The following is a 15,459-nucleotide window of genomic DNA, read 5'->3' on the forward strand; positions in this document are numbered from 1 at the left end:
TCTGGGCGCGGGAGGAGAACTAAAGCCGCATGCGTAAAGCGCCGGTTTCATTGCCACTGGGCATCGTTATTCGCAGGACACCCTCGGTAAACCGCTGGGTGCCTTTTGCGTGGCAGGCTGTTGCTGTGCTTCCCGGCGCGGCGCAGGCCGATTGGCAGGTGTTGCGAGAGGAAGGTGAGGCAGTGGAATTTCATGCCGCCACCGTGCCTCTGGAATTGTGGCACACAGATACGGAGGCGTATCTTGCCACGTTGTCCGCACGAGTGCCCTCGATCGGCGTCGTGATGCGGGAGACCGAAGACCCTGACGCAGAGCACCCATACGAAATCTTGCTTGCGACGGCTTCGGCTTACGAATTCCAAGACTACGCGGACAGCGGTGAGGAAGTATTGGAACTGGTGCCGATGCCAGAGGGGTTGGTTGCGTTCCTGCGCGACTTTATTCAGGCGCATCATGAAGAAGAGATTTTTGTGAAGCGGCGTCGTGACAAGAAACGCACCGATTTGATGGAAGATGGGCGCGGCGATGCGCGGATTTCGCAGTTGAGTGACGTTTTTCGGGCGCCACGCACTGGGAGGCCACATTGAGCCGGGGTGGAGATTTCTGGGCGCGCCGCAAGGCTGCTGTGGCGGAAGAAGCTGCCGAAGCAGCTTTGGTTGCGGAACAGCAGGTGCTCGCGCAAGAGCATGCGGTTCTTGAGGAAAAGGCAGACGCTGAGATTTTGGCGGAATTGGAGTTGCCGGACCCTGATGCGCTGAAGCAAGGCGATGATTTTACCGTGTTTCTTGCAAAAGCGGTGCCAGAACGCATTCGCCGCCGTGCGCTGCGCAAGCTTTGGCTCACCAACCCGGTTTTGGCCAACCTGGATGAGCTGGTCGACTACGGCGAAGACTTTACTGACAGCGCGATGGTGATCGAGGGCATGCAGACCGCCTATCAAGTGGGCAAAGGCATGTTGAAACATGTCGAAGAATTGGCCCGTCAGGCGGCGGAGAAAGAGGCTGCTGAGGCGGGTTCTCTCGTCGAAGCTGAGGCCGCCGATGACGCGGTCGAAGATGTGACTGAGGTGTCGCCTGCAGAGATGGAAGAAATGCGGGATGGCGGCTTAGAGGGAGCCCCGGTAGCGATGGCGTTTGAGGGCGAAGATGCAGAAATTGCAAGCGGTGTCGCCGAAGCCGCGGAGCCGGAGCCTGTAGCCCCCGTGCGCCGCCGCCTGCGGTTTGAATTTGCAGGAATTGAACAGACTGAGGGGATGACACAGGAATGAGCGAAGCCGTCAAGGATACTGTGATCGCTGAAGAAGATCTGCTGCGCGCGGATCTTTATGATTTTCTTGCTGCGTTGCTGGCAAGCCCGCCTGACAAAGCTTTGCTGCAGCGTGCCGCGGGACTTAGCGGCGATGATAGCGAACTGGGGCGCGCCATCAGTACGCTTGCGCGTATTGCCAAAGCAATGAAAGAGACGGCTGTCGAGCGTGAGTTCAATGCTCTGTTCATCGGTTTGGGGCGTGGCGAGTTGATGCCCTTTGCCTCTTATTACCTTACGGGGTTCCTTAACGAAAAACCGCTGGCCACGCTGCGTTCGGATATGGCCGGTTTGCGGATCACGCGCGCGCCGAACGTGTACGAACCCGAAGACAATATTGCGAGCTTGCTGGAAATGATGGCCGGGATGATCCGGGGCCGTTTTGGCGCACCTGTGCCGTTGGGACGTCAGAAGGATTTCTACTTCACCCACATCGCGCCCTGGGCCGAGCATTTCTTCAGCGATTTGGAAGCGGCACAGAACTCTGTGTTCTATGCCCCTGTGGGCACTGTGGCCAAAGCGTTCCTTGAGATTGAGACACAAGCGTTCCGCATGGGGGCGGAGTGAGCGTAAACCGAAACGTCGGGCCCCAACCGACATGAAGAAGGAGCAGACCATGAGCCAGCCAGAGGAAAAAGGCGCCAGCCGGCGTGATTTTCTGAAGCTCGCCACGACGGCAGCCCCAGCTGCAGCCGCAGTGGTGGCGCTTTCGCCTGATACGGCGGAAGCCCAACCGGCTGATCTGTCCAGCAACAAGATGCAGGACACCGCGCACACCCGCGCATACCTCGATAGCGCCCGGTTCTGATCGGACGGTATCCCCGCCCCCGACCACCGGTTGCGTGACGCCCACCGGTCGGGATCAAGGAAGTACCTAGCAAGTTCCCGACAAGGGACAGCAAGGGAGGAAACTATGCTTAGGAAAAAGACCAACGGGGTTGCGCGACGCCCCCAGCGGACAAGTATCCTGTCTGTCGCAGCTGAGAAAGCTGTGGACCGCCGCACATTCTTGCGCGGATCCGGCCTCGCCATCGGCGGGTTGGCAGCGATAGGTGCCACTGGAGGCACCGTCACTCAGGCGCAAGCTCAAGACGCCGCCAACACAGCCGTTCAAACAGTCAAATCCGTCTGCACCCACTGCTCTGTGGGCTGTACGGTTGTCGCCGAAGTGCAAAGCGGCGTTTGGGTCGGTCAGGAACCAGGTTGGGACAGCCCGTTCAACCTTGGCGCCCATTGCGCGAAGGGCGCTTCGGTACGCGAGCACGCCCATGGCGAGCGCCGTCTGAAGTATCCGATGAAAAAAGAGGGTGGTGAGTGGAAACGCATCAGCTGGGAACAGGCGATCAACGAGATCGGCGACGGCATGATGAAGATCCGCGAAGAAAGCGGCCCGGACAGCGTTTATTGGCTCGGCTCTGCCAAGCACAACAACGAACAGGCCTATCTGTTCCGTAAGTTTGCCGCCTATTGGGGCACAAACAACGTGGATCACCAGGCGCGTATCTGTCACTCCACCACGGTTGCAGGTGTTGCGAACACATGGGGCTACGGCGCCATGACCAACTCCTACAATGACATCCACAACTCTAAAGCCATCTTCATCATTGGCGGCAACCCAGCCGAAGCCCACCCGGTTTCGCTGCTCCATGTGCTGCGCGCGAAAGAGCGCAACAACGCACCGCTGATCGTATGTGACCCGCGCTTCACACGCACGGCGGCGCATGCGGATGAATATGTGCGGTTCCGTCCTGGCACCGACGTGGCGCTGGTTTGGGGCATTCTGTGGCACATCTTCGAAAACGGTTGGGAGGACAAAGAGTTCATCCGCACTCGTGTTTGGGGGATGGACCAGATCAAAGAAGAAGTGGCCAAGTGGAACCCGGAAGAAGTTGAACGCGTCACAGGCGCGCCGGGTGAACAGCTGCGCCGCGTCGCACGTCAGATGGTGAACAACCGTCCTGGCACGGTGATCTGGTGCATGGGTGGCACGCAGCACACCAACGGCAATAACAATACGCGTGCGTATTGTGTGCTGCAGTTGGCGCTGGGCAATATGGGCACCGAGGGTGGCGGCACCAACATCTTCCGCGGCCACGACAACGTGCAAGGCGCAACGGACCTTGGCGTTCTGTCCCACACGCTGCCCGGCTACTATGGCCTGTCCGCAGGCGCATGGGCGCACTGGGGCCGTGTCTGGGGTGAAGATGGCGATTGGCTGAAAGGTCAGTTTGCGACCACCACAGGTGCTGACGGCAAAGAGAAGTCGCTTCAGAACCTCACCGGTATTCCGGTGTCGCGCTGGATCGACGGTGTGCTGGAAGATCCAGAGAACATGGACAACCCCGACAAAGTGCGGGCCATGGTGCTTTGGGGCCACGCGCCGAACTCGCAGACGCGCGGTAAAGAAATGAAAACAGCGATGGAGAAGCTGGACATGCTGGTCGTTGTCGACCCGTTCCCAACCGCTTCTGCTGTTATGCAAGACCGCACCGATGGCGTCTATCTTCTGCCGGCCTGTACGCAGTTTGAGACCCGCGGGTCCGCGACCGCGTCCAACCGCTCTTTGCAGTGGCGTGACCAGATCATTGATCCGCTGTTTGAGAGCAAGCCGGATCATGAGATCATGGGCCTGTTTGCTAACAAGTTTGGCTGGGCAGACCGTTTCTTCCGCAACATCGAGATGGAAGATGAGAACACCCCGAATGTGGAAAGCATCACCCGGGAGTTCAACGCAGGTCTGTGGACGATTGGATACACCGGTCAGTCGCCTGAGCGCATCAAGCTGCATATGGCAAACCAGCACACCTTTGACCGCACGACGCTGAAAGCGAACGGTGGTCCGGCTGATGGTGATTACTACGGTATGCCGTGGCCATGCTGGGGCACGCCAGAGATGAAGCACCCGGGCACGCCAAACCTCTATGACATGTCCAAACGTGTCTCTGAGGGTGGTTTGACCTTCCGCGCCCGCTTTGGTGTGGAACGTGACGGTGACAACCTTCTGGCCGAAGGTGTGGCAAGCCTCGATTCCGAGATTCAGGATGGTTATCCAGAATTCACACTGCAGATGCTGATGGATCTGGGTTGGGATGGCGATCTGACGGATGAAGAGCGTGCTGCGATTGATGCGGTGGCCGGACCCAAAACCAACTGGAAAACCGACCTGTCAGGCGGCATCCAGCGGGTGGCGATCAAGCACGAATGTGCGCCATTTGGGAACGCGAAAGCGCGTGCCGTGGTTTGGACCTTCCCGGATCCTATCCCGCTGCACCGCGAGCCGCTCTACACCAATCGTCGTGACCTGGTGGCGGATTATCCGACCTATGAGGATCGGAAATTCTATCGTCTGCCAACCATGTACGCCTCGATCCAGAAACAGGACTTCAGCAAGGACTATCCGCTGATCCTGACGTCCGGGCGTCTGGTGGAATACGAAGGTGGCGGGGATGAAACCCGTTCCAACCCATGGCTGGCCGAGCTGCAGCAGGACATGTTTGTCGAGATCAACCCGCGTGATGCGAACAATCTCGGTGTGCGTGATCAGGCGCAGGTGTGGGTTGAAGGTGCCGAAGGGGCCAAGGTCAAAGTGATGGCCATGGTGACCGAACGCGTCGGCGAAGGTGTGGTCTTCATGCCGTTCCACTTTGCGGGTCACTTCGAAGGGGAGGACCTGCGGAGCAAGTATCCGGCAGGGGCCGACCCTTATGTGTTGGGCGAAGCCACCAACACGGCGCAGACCTATGGCTATGACAGCGTGACTCAGATGCAGGAGACCAAAGCGACTCTCTGCAAAATCTGGGCAGCATAAGGAGGAAGAGAAATGGCACGAGCGAAATTTCTCTGCGACGCGGAACGCTGCATCGAATGCAACGCCTGCGTGACGGCCTGTAAGAACGAGCACGAGGTGCCTTGGGGCATCAACCGGCGTCGCGTTGTGACAATCAACGACGGCACACCGGGTGAGCGTTCGATTTCTGTGGCATGCATGCACTGTTCAGACGCGCCTTGTATGGCGGTCTGTCCGGTGGATTGCTTCTATCAGAACGAAGAAGGTGTGGTGCTGCACTCCAAAGACCTGTGCATTGGCTGTGGCTATTGCTTTTATGCGTGTCCGTTTGGCGCGCCGCAATATCCGCAGGCAGGCAACTTTGGCAGCCGTGGCAAGATGGACAAATGCACCTTCTGTGCAGGTGGTCCGGAAGAGAATCATTCCACTGCGGAATTCGCCAAATATGGCCGCAACCGCATCGCAGAGGGCAAGCTGCCTATCTGTGCGGAGATGTGTTCTACCAAAGCCCTTTTGGCTGGTGACGGGGATGTAGTCTCCGCGATCTACCGTGAACGCGTTGTGGCGCGCGGTTTTGGCACCGGCGCCTGGGGCTGGGGCACCGCCTACGAGCAAAAAGGCGGCTGATACCGCCAAAATCACCGGCGGCGGGTTTTCTTGCCGCCGGATTGATATTTTGAAGACTTCTTCATGCGCGGTTGTGGGCACAGCTCTGACCCCATGGTTTCAGATAAAATGAGGATGTGATGCGCGCGCTTCTCTGGATGGCTCTTTCGTTCATGTTGGCATTGCCAGCTTTGGCTCAAGACACGACACCTGATCGCAGCTTAACGGGCGGCGCTCAGACGCTCGAAGATATTATGGCACGGCAGCGTGGTGAAAAGCTTGATGACAGTTTCCGGCGCGATGCGACTGGCCAAGGCAATGTCGAAGCGTTGATTGGGCAGCTGGGTACGCGCGGGGTTGCCTCAGATTCCGAAGTGTTTCGTGCGTTGCGCTACGGCAGTGCAAACACAACGACACAAGCCAGTGGCCCAACCAGTACTTTGCTTATTCAAGACAGCGGTATGACCTGGCTCACGTTCCGGGAAGGGCCTTTGATCCAATATGGGTTTTACCTGCTGGGCGGCATGACAGCAGTGATTGCTTTGTTTTGGCTGGTCCGTGGCAAGATCCTGATCGAAGGCGCAAAGACAGGCCGTAATATCATTCGATTTTTGGCAATCGAACGCTTTGCGCATTGGTTGATGGGGATATCTTTCATCATTCTTGGGATTACCGGCCTGGTATTGCTGATTGGGCGCAAGTTTATCATCCCATGGATGGGACACGAGGCCTATGCCTCGATCGCTCTGGCCGGGAAGTGGGTGCACAACAACATTGCATGGGCGTTTATGCTTGGCCTGCTCATGGTGTTTGTCATGTGGGTACACCACAATATCCCGGACCGTACGGATCTCAAATGGCTTGCCAAAGGGGGCGGTCTTTTTGCCAAAGGTGTGCACCCACCTGCTAAGAAATTTAATGCCGGACAAAAGATCATTTTCTGGTCTGTGATCGTGTTGGGAGTTTCGATTTCAGCTTCGGGTCTTGCACTGCTCTTCCCGTTTGAGCTGCCGATGTTTGCCAAGACGTTCAACGTTTTGAACATACTCGGCCTGCCCCAGCTGATCACAGGAGCGCCCTTGCCAGAGGTTTTGTCTCCCTATGAGGAAATGCAACTTAGCCAGATCTGGCATGGCGTCATTGCCTTTGTGTTCATCGCCATCATCATTGCCCACATCTATTTGGGGTCTGTCGGGATGGAAGGTGCCATTGATACAATGGCGACAGGCGAAGTGGATGAGCAATGGGCCAAAGAGCACCACTCCATCTGGTATGAGGAAGAGCTTGCCAAAGCGCAGGCAAAAACCGCAGCTGATCAGGCAACCCCAGCGGAGTGAATATGCGGGGCGTTGCGCTGTGTCTTGGGATGCTTTGTTGGGCGGTAAGCGCGGTGGCTGGGGAGTTCTTTCAGCTCACCGGACACGGTGGTCCGATCAAAGGGATCGCGGTTTCTCCGGATGGAGGTACGATCCTGACCGCGAGCTTTGACAACTCTGTCGGTTTGTGGCAGGGGCGAGCGCCGCAATGGCTTGAGGGGCACGAGGCTGCAGTCAATTCGGTTGCCTTTCTCACAAACACCACAGCGGTTTCCGCTGGAGATGACTTTGCTGTTCGGCTTTGGAATTTAGAGACAGGACGGTCTAAGATATTGGGCCATCACAAAGGCAAGGTCATGTCGTTGCGTGTTGCCCCGGATGGCAAGGCGTTTGCGAGTGCGAGCTGGGATGGAACCGTTGGCCTCTGGTCGTTGCAAGGCGCAGCGCCGCGTTTTTTTGAAATTGGCAGCAACGTCAATGATGTGGCCTTCGCAGAAGGAGGCACTGCGCTTTTCACGGCGTCTTCTGATGGCAAGATACGTCTTTATGACACTCAAAGCGGTGACCTACGCCAGTTGTTTCTCTCCAATGGTTTTGGCGTGAACACTTTGGTTTTGAGAGAAGAGCTTGGCTGGCTTGCTTTTGGGGCCGTGGATGGTGTGACCAAAGTGATTTCCTTGAAGACCGCGGAGCTGATCAAAGACATTACATTGGAACGGCGTCCAATCCTTGCGATGGCAGCGAGCCCGGAGGGCGATCATCTCGCGGTTGGAGATGGCGAGGGCTATATTTTGATGCTGAATACCGCAGATTGGACCATTGCCAATGACATCAAGGCGACGCACCGTGGCCCGATTTGGGCGCTTGCCTTCTCGGCTGATGGGGAAAACATCCATGCAGGGGGGCTGGATGAGGCGATGTTCAGTTGGCCGCTTTCGGATCCTGAAGATGCGCCACGTATGGTCGCCGAAGGACGAGACTTCTTGAATGGGAATGACAGCGCCTCAAATGGCGAGCGCCAGTTTCAGCGCAAATGTTCTATATGCCATACGTTGACAGGAGACAGCGCCAGACGGGCGGGCCCGACGCTCAAGGATGTTTTTGGGCGGCAAGCGGGGACAGTTTCTGACTATAGCTATTCAGAGACTTTGCTGACGTCTGATGTGGTTTGGACAGACCAAACCATTGATGCGCTTTTTGATTTGGGGCCGGACGTGTATATTGCGGGGACCAAAATGCCGGTTCAACGCATCACCCGCGCCGAAGACCGCGCAGATTTGATCGCTTATCTGCGCCTATACAGTGATATTGAGGACTGAGGATATGAAAGTGTTTTTCTTGGCTTGTGCCGCAGTGGCAGCCATTTCCGTGGCGGCCTATTTTGGTCTGCATGCCATCGGTTTTTCTGCCAGCGATGTTGCCAGTGGAACAGCGGTAAGGTTGGATTGATCCGATGAACCAAATAGACCGCGCACCGACCTCTTCAAAACGGCCATCGGAATTCGGCATTGGCCTGTCGACTGCGTCCGTTTTGGTGGTGGATGATGAGCCGGGAATCCGAAACTTCATTGTGAAGATTTTGGATCCGGTTGTGGGGCGCATTGAGCAGGCTGCAAACACAGATGTGGCGAGCCGCCTGCTGGATCAGAACCACTTTGACATTGTCATATTGGACAATGTGATGCCGGGCACAACCGGGCTTGAGTGGTTGAGCGAGCAACGCAAGCTTGGTTTTTTTGCCGACACCATTCTGATCACGGCTTTTGCAGACATGGACACCGCGATCGAAGCGATGCGAGCTGGCGCCGTGGACTTTGTGTTGAAGCCGTTCCGATCCAATCAGATTTTGAATGCGGTGGCGCGTTGCGTTGATCGGGTGAACCTGCGCCGTGAGAACTATCTCTTGAAGTATGAGCTGGCCGCAGGAAATGAGCAGGTGCGCGCGCGCCTTTTGGGCAGTTCATCCCAAATCGAGAGCATTCGGACCACGATGGCGCGTGCCGCTCCATTGCCGACGCCGGTGTTGCTGACTGGGGATACTGGCACCGGCAAAGAGGTTGCTGCACGTGCGCTGCACATGATGTCGCCGAGAGCTGATAAACCGTTTGTGCCCATCAACTGTGCCACGATTGCGGGCGATATGATCGAACATGAGTTGTTTGGCTATATCCGACAGGATGCGGCGGGGCGGACAGTGCGCCATGATGGGGTGTTTATGAATGCCAATGGTGGCACGCTTTATTTGGATGAAATTGTAGAGCTGCCATTGCCGGTTCAAGCGGCATTGTTGCGGGTGGTGGAGCATCAGAAAATTCGCCCTGTGGGATCATCCCGTGAAGTTCCTCTGGATTTGCGTTTTTTGTTCGCCACCAATGCCGATCCAGAAGAAGCGGTCAAAGATGGCCGGTTGCGGGAAGATTTGTATCATCGCATCAATGTTTTAAACATTCAGATGCCGCCGCTGCAAAACAGAGATGGCGACCTGAAAGAACTCGCTTTGATGTTCTTGCAGCAAATCTCAAAATCCCTCGGCGTGCCGCCACTCACCTTGTCGGAGGGCGTGTTGCTGAACATGGCGCGCTATGACTGGCCTGGGAATGTGCGTGAGTTGCGCAATTTGATTGAGCGCTCGTTGATTGTGGGGGAATGGCCAGCTGAATTCGCCGCCAACGGTGCTGAAGAAGAAGTTGCGGCGGTGGACAGCCTGGCAGCGGTGGAGCGTCGCCATATTTTGACCGTGCTTGCCGCATGCGATGGCAATCGGGCGGAGGCTGCGCGGCGATTGGGGATTTCCCGAAAGACCATCGATCGCAAATGCGCGATGTGGAATGACTGACACCAACCTCAAAAGCGCTGTCCAGTCTGAAAAGCGCATGTTGCGCTGGCTTCCACGGCGTCGATCAGCCTCCGTGCGCATGCGCCTATTGGCCATTGCCCTTTTGCCGACAGTGGTGATCATGCCGCTGTTTTTCATTGTCACCGCCGTCAATTGGTCCTCCAGATTCGACAATTTGCTGATCGCAAAAGTGAATGGAGAGCTGACCATCGCGGATCAGTATCTTTCTCAGCTTCTTGAAAACAGCGACTTGCGGATGCAGGCGCTCGCAGCCTCTGCTGATTTTGTATCGCATGTGCGCGCAGATGATCATGACGGTATTGCGCAGCTTTTGCAGATACAGCGGACACAGCTTGGACTGGATTTTCTATACTACCTTGCCTCAGACGGTGGCGTGATATCCTCTCCACGGTTTTCAAACGACAATGGTTTGGCGCAATGGCCTGTGGTGTCTCAGGCCTTGGCAGGCATTGGGTCAGCACAGATAGATGTTTTTTCAGGTGAAGATCTGGCCAAAGTCTCTTCTGATCTTGCAGAGCTTGGGCGCATCAAGCTGGTGCCAACCGAAGCGGCTGTGCCCACTGAGCGGGTGGAAGAGACGCGTGGTATGGTTGTGCATGCAGCGACACCGGTGTCCGAAGGCGGGCGTCATGGTGCTTTGGTAGGAGGGGTGCTTCTCAACCGAAATCTCACATTCATCGATACAATCAATGACTTGGTCTATCCAACAGCAAGCCTGACCGAAGGCAGTCAGGGCACGGCGACCCTGTTTTTGGATGATGTGCGCATTTCCACCAATGTGCGTTTGTTTCAGGATGAACGGGCCTTGGGCACGCGGGTCTCTGCAGTTGTGCGTGAGGCGGTTCTGGATCGCGGCGAGACATGGCTGGATCGCGCATTTGTGGTGAATGATTGGTACATTTCTGCTTATGAGCCGATCACGGACAGTTTCGGCAATCGTGTTGGGATGCTGTATGTCGGCTTTCTCGATCAACCGTTTCGGGATGCGAAGTTTTCAACCATTCTCACATTCGCGGTGGCTTTCGCGGTTATCGTGCTGATTTCTGTGCCTATCTTCCTGCGGTGGGCGCGTCAGATCTTCGCGCCTTTGGAGAGGATGCTCCGGACCATCACAAAGGTTGAGGGGGGCGATCTGGGTGCTCGCACGGGTGTAGAAAACAGCGACGAGGAAATCGCACGCGTTGCCGCGCAGATGGATGCGCTACTTGACCAAATTCAGGAGAGAGACCGTGAGCTAAATCGTCGGGTGGCCTCACGCACGCAGGATTTGGCGGAGGCGAACCGCCGACTGGAAGCCACGACGCGGCAGTTGGTGGTTTCTGAAAAGCTTGCAGCGGTTGGTGAGATTGCGGCGGGTATCGCGCATGAAATCAACAATCCGATCCAAGTGATTCAGGGTAATTTGGATGTCATTCGGGTGCAGCTTGGCGATCAGATTGAGGACATTCGTACTGAGCTGAAGCTGATAGATGAGCAAACACATTCCATTTTTCTGATTGTGAACAAGCTTTTGCAATTCACACGGCCCGATGAATATGCCCAAGGCAGCGAGATGCATCGCCCGTCAGGCGTTATGATGGATACGGTGCCCTTGGTGCAGCATTTGTTGAGCAGCGGAAACATTGATCTACAGTTGGAGCTTCAGAGCGAAGGTGCGATTGCGATCAATCGTACAGAGTTGCAGCAAGTGCTGATCAATCTGATCGTCAACGCCATTCATGCCATGCCGACCGGAGGGATCCTGCGTGTCGAAACATCAGACAGCGCGCACGAGGGGCATGCAGGGGTGCGCATTGAGGTGGCGGACACTGGAATCGGAATGACGGAGGCCCATCTTAGCCGGATTTTTGATCCGTTTTTCACCACCAAACAGGGTGAGGGCACAGGCTTGGGATTGTCGATCTCACGCAAGCTGGTGGAGCTATATGATGGTACGATTGAGGCAGAGAGCGCAGTGGGCAAAGGCACGGTTTTTCGACTTTGGTTTCCCTCCGCAACGGCCGGCTAAGGAGGGCTATTTCTCAAGGTAGTCCTTGTAGGGTCTTGCTTTAAGCCCGCGGTACTTGACCGTCAGTTCAAGTGGAGCATCGTTTTCATCATAAATCCCGATCATGACTCCCTTGCCGCCTGATTTTGTGCGCATCTCGTTGAGTTGCTCCTCGGAACGGGTCGTGCGTTGTGATTGACGACGTGTCCAGGTGAAGAGGTGATCATACATCATGGCAATGACATCTGCGTGCTGATCGCTTTGGCCAATATCGGTGAGTTCGTCTGGATCATTTGCCAAATCGAACAGGATTGGAGGGTATCCACCTTCGCAATGGATCAACTTCCACTCTTTGGTAGCTACCATGAAAATCACGGCGTCTCGTACGGATGCGTTAAGACGTGTGGCGATGGGACTTGCGGAATAGTCATACTCGCAGATTGCAAACGCGCGCGCTGTTTCGGTTTTCTTGCCATGTAGAATGGGCAGCAGGCTTTCGCCTTCGAGGATATGGTAGGCAGGTGTTTCTCCCGTCACATCCACAAAAGTTGGTGCAAGATCAATGGATTCTACCAAAGCGTCACAGACTGTGCCGCGTGTTATGTCTGCCTCTGGACTGGGGTCGTAGATGATCAGCGGAACTTTGGTGGCTGCGTCCTGAAAAAAGGTTTTCTCGCCCATCCAGTGGTCGCCGAGAAAATCACCGTGGTCGGAGGTGAGTACAATCATTGTATCGTCCATTCGTCCGGTTTCTTCCAACCACTGAAAGAGTCGCCCCATCTGGTCGTCGGCTTGCTTTATCAGGCCCATATAGGCGGGGATCACGGCCTCTCGGACTTCTTGGCGTGAAAAGGTTTCGCCAATCTTGGTTTCCATGAACGCCTTCAGGATGGGATGTGCGTTGTCACGTTCATCTTCGGAACGCACAACGGGCAATACGTGCTGTGGACCATACATTGAGGCGTAGGGTTCGGGCACGATGTAGGGCCAATGCGGTTTGATGTAGCTCAGGTGGCAACACCATGGGTCAGTTGCCTGTGCGATGAAGTCCATGCCACGGGTGGTGAGATAAGGGGTTTCACTGTCTTCTTCAGCGATGTTGGCAGCCTGGTTGGAGTGTTTGAGAAACCAGCCGGACAGCACATTGCCCTCTGAATCCAAACCAGAGTTTGCGAAATCGTGCCAGGGGTTATCGCTGACGTATCCCTTGTCCTGTAGATAAGCATTGTAGGATTTGGCGCCGTCCGGGTCATAGCTGCCTTCAGGCCCTTCTGGTTTCATGCCATCGTCGCGCTCAAACACATCAAAACCGCATTCTGCGACACGTGCGCCGATCAGGCTGTCGGGTTCCAGTCCCAGTCGCGCCATACCTTCGGCATCTGCACGCATGTGGGTTTTTCCAACCAACCAGCATCCCATGCCTGCTTTTCGCAGGTGATCACCCATTGTGATTTCACCCACTTTCAAGGGGATACCGTTCCAACTGGCGCCGTGGCTGTGAACATAGCGGCCGGTATAGGTCGACATGCGGGAGCTGCCGCAGATGGGAGACTGGATATAGGCGCGGCTGAAACGCATCCCCATAGAGGCCAAGCGGTCGATGTGCGGTGTGTGCAGATGAGGGTGGCCGTAGCAGCTCAGATAGTCCCAGCGGAGTTGGTCAAACATGATGAATAGGATGTTTTTGGCTTTGGCCACGGTTCTGCTCCCAAGTATTCTTGAGCGCTATCTTGGTTGACTGCGAGAGTGGGTCAACTGCCTGAAGGGCAAGAATTGACCCCAAAATGCCACTCTGTATCGCGGCTGTATCGCATCGGTATTGCGTCGGTGTCGTTTTCTAGGTCAAAAGCGGTCAAGGAAACCGGACTGACCGGTGCAAGTGAGCCCATTGACCACCGCTACCAAGACCAACTGCGCGGCCCCAACAAAGCAACCAGAGGGCGCTTTCGCACGCCGCGTTGAGGTTGTGCGTTTTCTGCTGGATGCGGGCGCGGGTATGCGCGACCCTATTGTATTTCTCACGCTCGTCTCCGGGCTCAGCCGTGCAGGCATGATATTTGCCATCAATGAGACGGCGCAGCGCTATGATGAAGGGATGGGATGGCCCGTCGCTCTGCTCCTGCTTTGCGCCGCAGCGATGGTGGTGTCCGGCTACTTTCAAAAGGTGCGCGCCTTTACTTTGATCACGCGTATCGAAGCGCAGATGCGCAATCGGTTGTCTGAGCTGTTGCTTCGGGCAAACATCGATTTCCTGATCTCCCGGCGGCATGGCAAAGTGTATGGTGCGATGACCGCTGAGGTGAACCAGCTGGCGCAGGCGGTGATCCATTTGGTCGAGGCCATTGGCGCCGCGCTCGTGCTGATGTGCGCTATTCCTTATCTGTTCTATGTGAGCTGGATCGCAGGTGTGGCGGCAGTGGCTGCCATCGCATTTGGTGGCATCGGCTTTGCCATGATGGATGGCCCTGCGCGACGCTGGGCAACCAAAGCCTCTGACGCTTTTGCGGCCTATTGTGACCGTGTCACAGACATGTTGAGCGGTTGGAAAGAGTTGCGTCTGCGCGCAAGTCGGCGTGATGCGCTTGAGGCTGAAACAAAGGCAGTGATTACAGCACAAGTTGCCAACAAGATGCGGTCAGAGCGGTTGTTTGCAGCAAGCACTGGCGGCGGGCAGTTGGCGGTTGCGCTGCTGATGTGTTTTGTCGTGATCGTGTTGCCTGCTTTGAGTGGTGGCAATGCGATTGTGATGTTTCAGGTGCTGACCATCATCTTCCTTGTGAATGGGCCTACCGAGCTGGTGTTCAACACACTGCCGGTGTTGAGCCGTGCGGAAGCCAGCTATTTCAAAATCAAAGGCGTTGAGACGGAGCTGGCTGCCGCACAGAGCCATGCGCTGAGCGTTGCGTCACAGCCGTTGGAACGCTTTACAGGCATCGCTTTGCGTGGGGTCGAGGCGCGTGTGGGTGATACAGGTCGGGCAGATGTCGCGCCGTTTCACCTTGGGCCTATTGATCTGACTTTTCAGCCGGGCGAGACGGTTTTTATCTGCGGTGGGAATGGCTCTGGCAAGACCACATTGCTCTCTCTGATCACAGGTATGCGCCACCCCGAAGTGGGCGAGATCCTTTTGAATGACATGCCATTGACGGATGAGACGACCGCCACGTATCGCGAGTTGTTTTCGGCGGTTTTTGCGCAGTTTCATTTGTTTGATCACGCTTATGGGATGCCAGAGGCTGAGCTAAGAGAGCTGGAGGCGCGCATTTCCCAGCTTGGGCTGGCAGAACGGGTCTCGCTGCTTGGTGACAAATTCTCCACCACATCGCTGTCTGCGGGACAAAGCCGCCGTCTTGCTCTGGCTGTGGCGCTGGCGGAGCAGAAACCGATTATTGTGCTTGATGAGTTTGCGGCGGATCAGGACCCGGCAAATCGCGCGTTCTTTTATGATGTTCTGATGCCGGAATTGTCGGCTTCTGGCCGGCTGGTTCTGGCGGTGACACATGATGATCACCAATTTGGGAAATGTGATCGCTTGATCAAAATGGAAGCGGGGCGCATCGTTTCAGACGAACGCATGCGTGCGCGCAAAGAGGCTTGAGGC

13 protein-coding genes are annotated in these 15,459 nt (G+C 56.0%); 12 read left to right on the top strand and 1 reads right to left on the bottom strand.

All coding sequences use genetic code 11. The annotated features are described in order from the left end of the window. The first annotated feature begins 29 nt into the window (after positions 1–29). The 11 genes from PJL69_RS12080 (at position 30) to PJL69_RS12130 (ending at position 11,879) form a co-directional block, all read left to right on the top strand. Positions 30–587, top strand: a complete 558-nt coding sequence (locus tag PJL69_RS12080) for a DUF3305 domain-containing protein (protein WP_271309866.1) — start codon at positions 30–32, stop codon at positions 585–587. Further along, entirely contained in the window at positions 584–1,267 is a 684-nt protein-coding gene (locus PJL69_RS12085; protein ID WP_271309867.1) for a DUF3306 domain-containing protein, read from the top strand. The genes PJL69_RS12080 and PJL69_RS12085 overlap by 4 nt, the downstream gene beginning before the upstream one ends. Further along, positions 1,264–1,872: a TorD/DmsD family molecular chaperone gene (locus PJL69_RS12090; RefSeq protein WP_271309868.1), complete on the top strand. Its 609-nt coding sequence runs from the start codon at positions 1,264–1,266 to the stop codon at positions 1,870–1,872. The genes PJL69_RS12085 and PJL69_RS12090 overlap by 4 nt, the downstream gene beginning before the upstream one ends. Positions 1,873–1,921: 49 nt before the next feature. Then, positions 1,922–2,113: a ubiquinol-cytochrome c reductase iron-sulfur subunit N-terminal domain-containing protein gene (locus tag PJL69_RS12095; protein ID WP_209058538.1), complete on the top strand. Its 192-nt coding sequence runs from the start codon at positions 1,922–1,924 to the stop codon at positions 2,111–2,113. 105 nt (positions 2,114–2,218) lie between these two features. Then, the gene (locus PJL69_RS12100; RefSeq protein WP_271309869.1) at positions 2,219–5,113 is read left to right on the top strand and encodes a formate dehydrogenase subunit alpha; all 2,895 of its coding nucleotides are present in this window, start codon (positions 2,219–2,221) and stop codon (positions 5,111–5,113) included. A gap of 12 nt (positions 5,114–5,125) precedes the next feature. Beyond that, entirely contained in the window at positions 5,126–5,719 is a 594-nt protein-coding gene (gene fdh3B, locus PJL69_RS12105; RefSeq protein WP_209058542.1) for a formate dehydrogenase FDH3 subunit beta, read from the top strand. Positions 5,720–5,838: 119 nt separating this feature from the next. Beyond that, complete coding sequence (locus PJL69_RS12110; protein ID WP_271309870.1) at positions 5,839–7,035, top strand: formate dehydrogenase subunit gamma; 1,197 nt, start codon at positions 5,839–5,841, stop codon at positions 7,033–7,035. A 2-nt stretch (positions 7,036–7,037) separates the two neighbouring features. Continuing rightward, the gene (locus PJL69_RS12115; RefSeq protein ID WP_271309871.1) at positions 7,038–8,333 is read left to right on the top strand and encodes a c-type cytochrome; all 1,296 of its coding nucleotides are present in this window, start codon (positions 7,038–7,040) and stop codon (positions 8,331–8,333) included. Between the two features lie 4 nt (positions 8,334–8,337). Continuing rightward, positions 8,338–8,463 (top strand): hypothetical protein, encoded by a 126-nt coding sequence (locus PJL69_RS12120; RefSeq protein ID WP_271309872.1) that lies wholly within the window; start codon positions 8,338–8,340, stop codon positions 8,461–8,463. A gap of 4 nt (positions 8,464–8,467) precedes the next feature. Further along, a complete protein-coding gene (locus PJL69_RS12125) occupies positions 8,468–9,850 on the top strand; it encodes a sigma-54-dependent transcriptional regulator (RefSeq protein ID WP_271309873.1) in 1,383 nt (460 codons plus the stop codon). Beyond that, positions 9,843–11,879 (top strand): sensor histidine kinase, encoded by a 2,037-nt coding sequence (locus PJL69_RS12130; protein WP_271309874.1) that lies wholly within the window; start codon positions 9,843–9,845, stop codon positions 11,877–11,879. Before PJL69_RS12125 ends, PJL69_RS12130 begins: the two co-directional genes overlap by 8 nt. Before the next feature lie 6 nt (positions 11,880–11,885). Here the strand turns inward: PJL69_RS12130 and PJL69_RS12135 are convergent, their stop codons facing one another. Next, positions 11,886–13,556 carry a sulfatase-like hydrolase/transferase gene (locus PJL69_RS12135; RefSeq protein ID WP_271309875.1) on the bottom strand — a complete coding sequence of 557 codons (1,671 nt, stop codon included), beginning with the start codon at positions 13,554–13,556 and terminating at the stop codon, positions 11,886–11,888. A 190-nt stretch (positions 13,557–13,746) separates the two neighbouring features. Here PJL69_RS12135 and PJL69_RS12140 point away from each other — a divergent pair, with 190 nt between their 5' ends. After that, a complete protein-coding gene (locus PJL69_RS12140) occupies positions 13,747–15,456 on the top strand; it encodes a cyclic peptide export ABC transporter (protein ID WP_271309876.1) in 1,710 nt (569 codons plus the stop codon). The last annotated feature ends 3 nt before the right edge of the window (positions 15,457–15,459 follow it).

This window comes from Shimia sp. MMG029, from assembly GCF_027947445.1.
GTDB lineage: Bacteria > Pseudomonadota > Alphaproteobacteria > Rhodobacterales > Rhodobacteraceae > Shimia.

Coding starts and splice junctions, on each gene's coding strand:
- PJL69_RS12080 (WP_271309866.1), top strand. CDS start 30: ATGCGTAAAGCGCCGGTTTCATTGCCACTGGGCATCGTTATTCGCAGG.
- PJL69_RS12090 (WP_271309868.1), top strand. CDS start 1,264: ATGAGCGAAGCCGTCAAGGATACTGTGATCGCTGAAGAAGATCTGCTG.
- PJL69_RS12095 (WP_209058538.1), top strand. CDS start 1,922: ATGAGCCAGCCAGAGGAAAAAGGCGCCAGCCGGCGTGATTTTCTGAAG.
- PJL69_RS12100 (WP_271309869.1), top strand. CDS start 2,219: ATGCTTAGGAAAAAGACCAACGGGGTTGCGCGACGCCCCCAGCGGACA.
- fdh3B (WP_209058542.1), top strand. CDS start 5,126: ATGGCACGAGCGAAATTTCTCTGCGACGCGGAACGCTGCATCGAATGC.
- PJL69_RS12110 (WP_271309870.1), top strand. CDS start 5,839: ATGCGCGCGCTTCTCTGGATGGCTCTTTCGTTCATGTTGGCATTGCCA.
- PJL69_RS12115 (WP_271309871.1), top strand. CDS start 7,038: ATGCGGGGCGTTGCGCTGTGTCTTGGGATGCTTTGTTGGGCGGTAAGC.
- PJL69_RS12120 (WP_271309872.1), top strand. CDS start 8,338: ATGAAAGTGTTTTTCTTGGCTTGTGCCGCAGTGGCAGCCATTTCCGTG.
- PJL69_RS12125 (WP_271309873.1), top strand. CDS start 8,468: ATGAACCAAATAGACCGCGCACCGACCTCTTCAAAACGGCCATCGGAA.
- PJL69_RS12130 (WP_271309874.1), top strand. CDS start 9,843: ATGACTGACACCAACCTCAAAAGCGCTGTCCAGTCTGAAAAGCGCATG.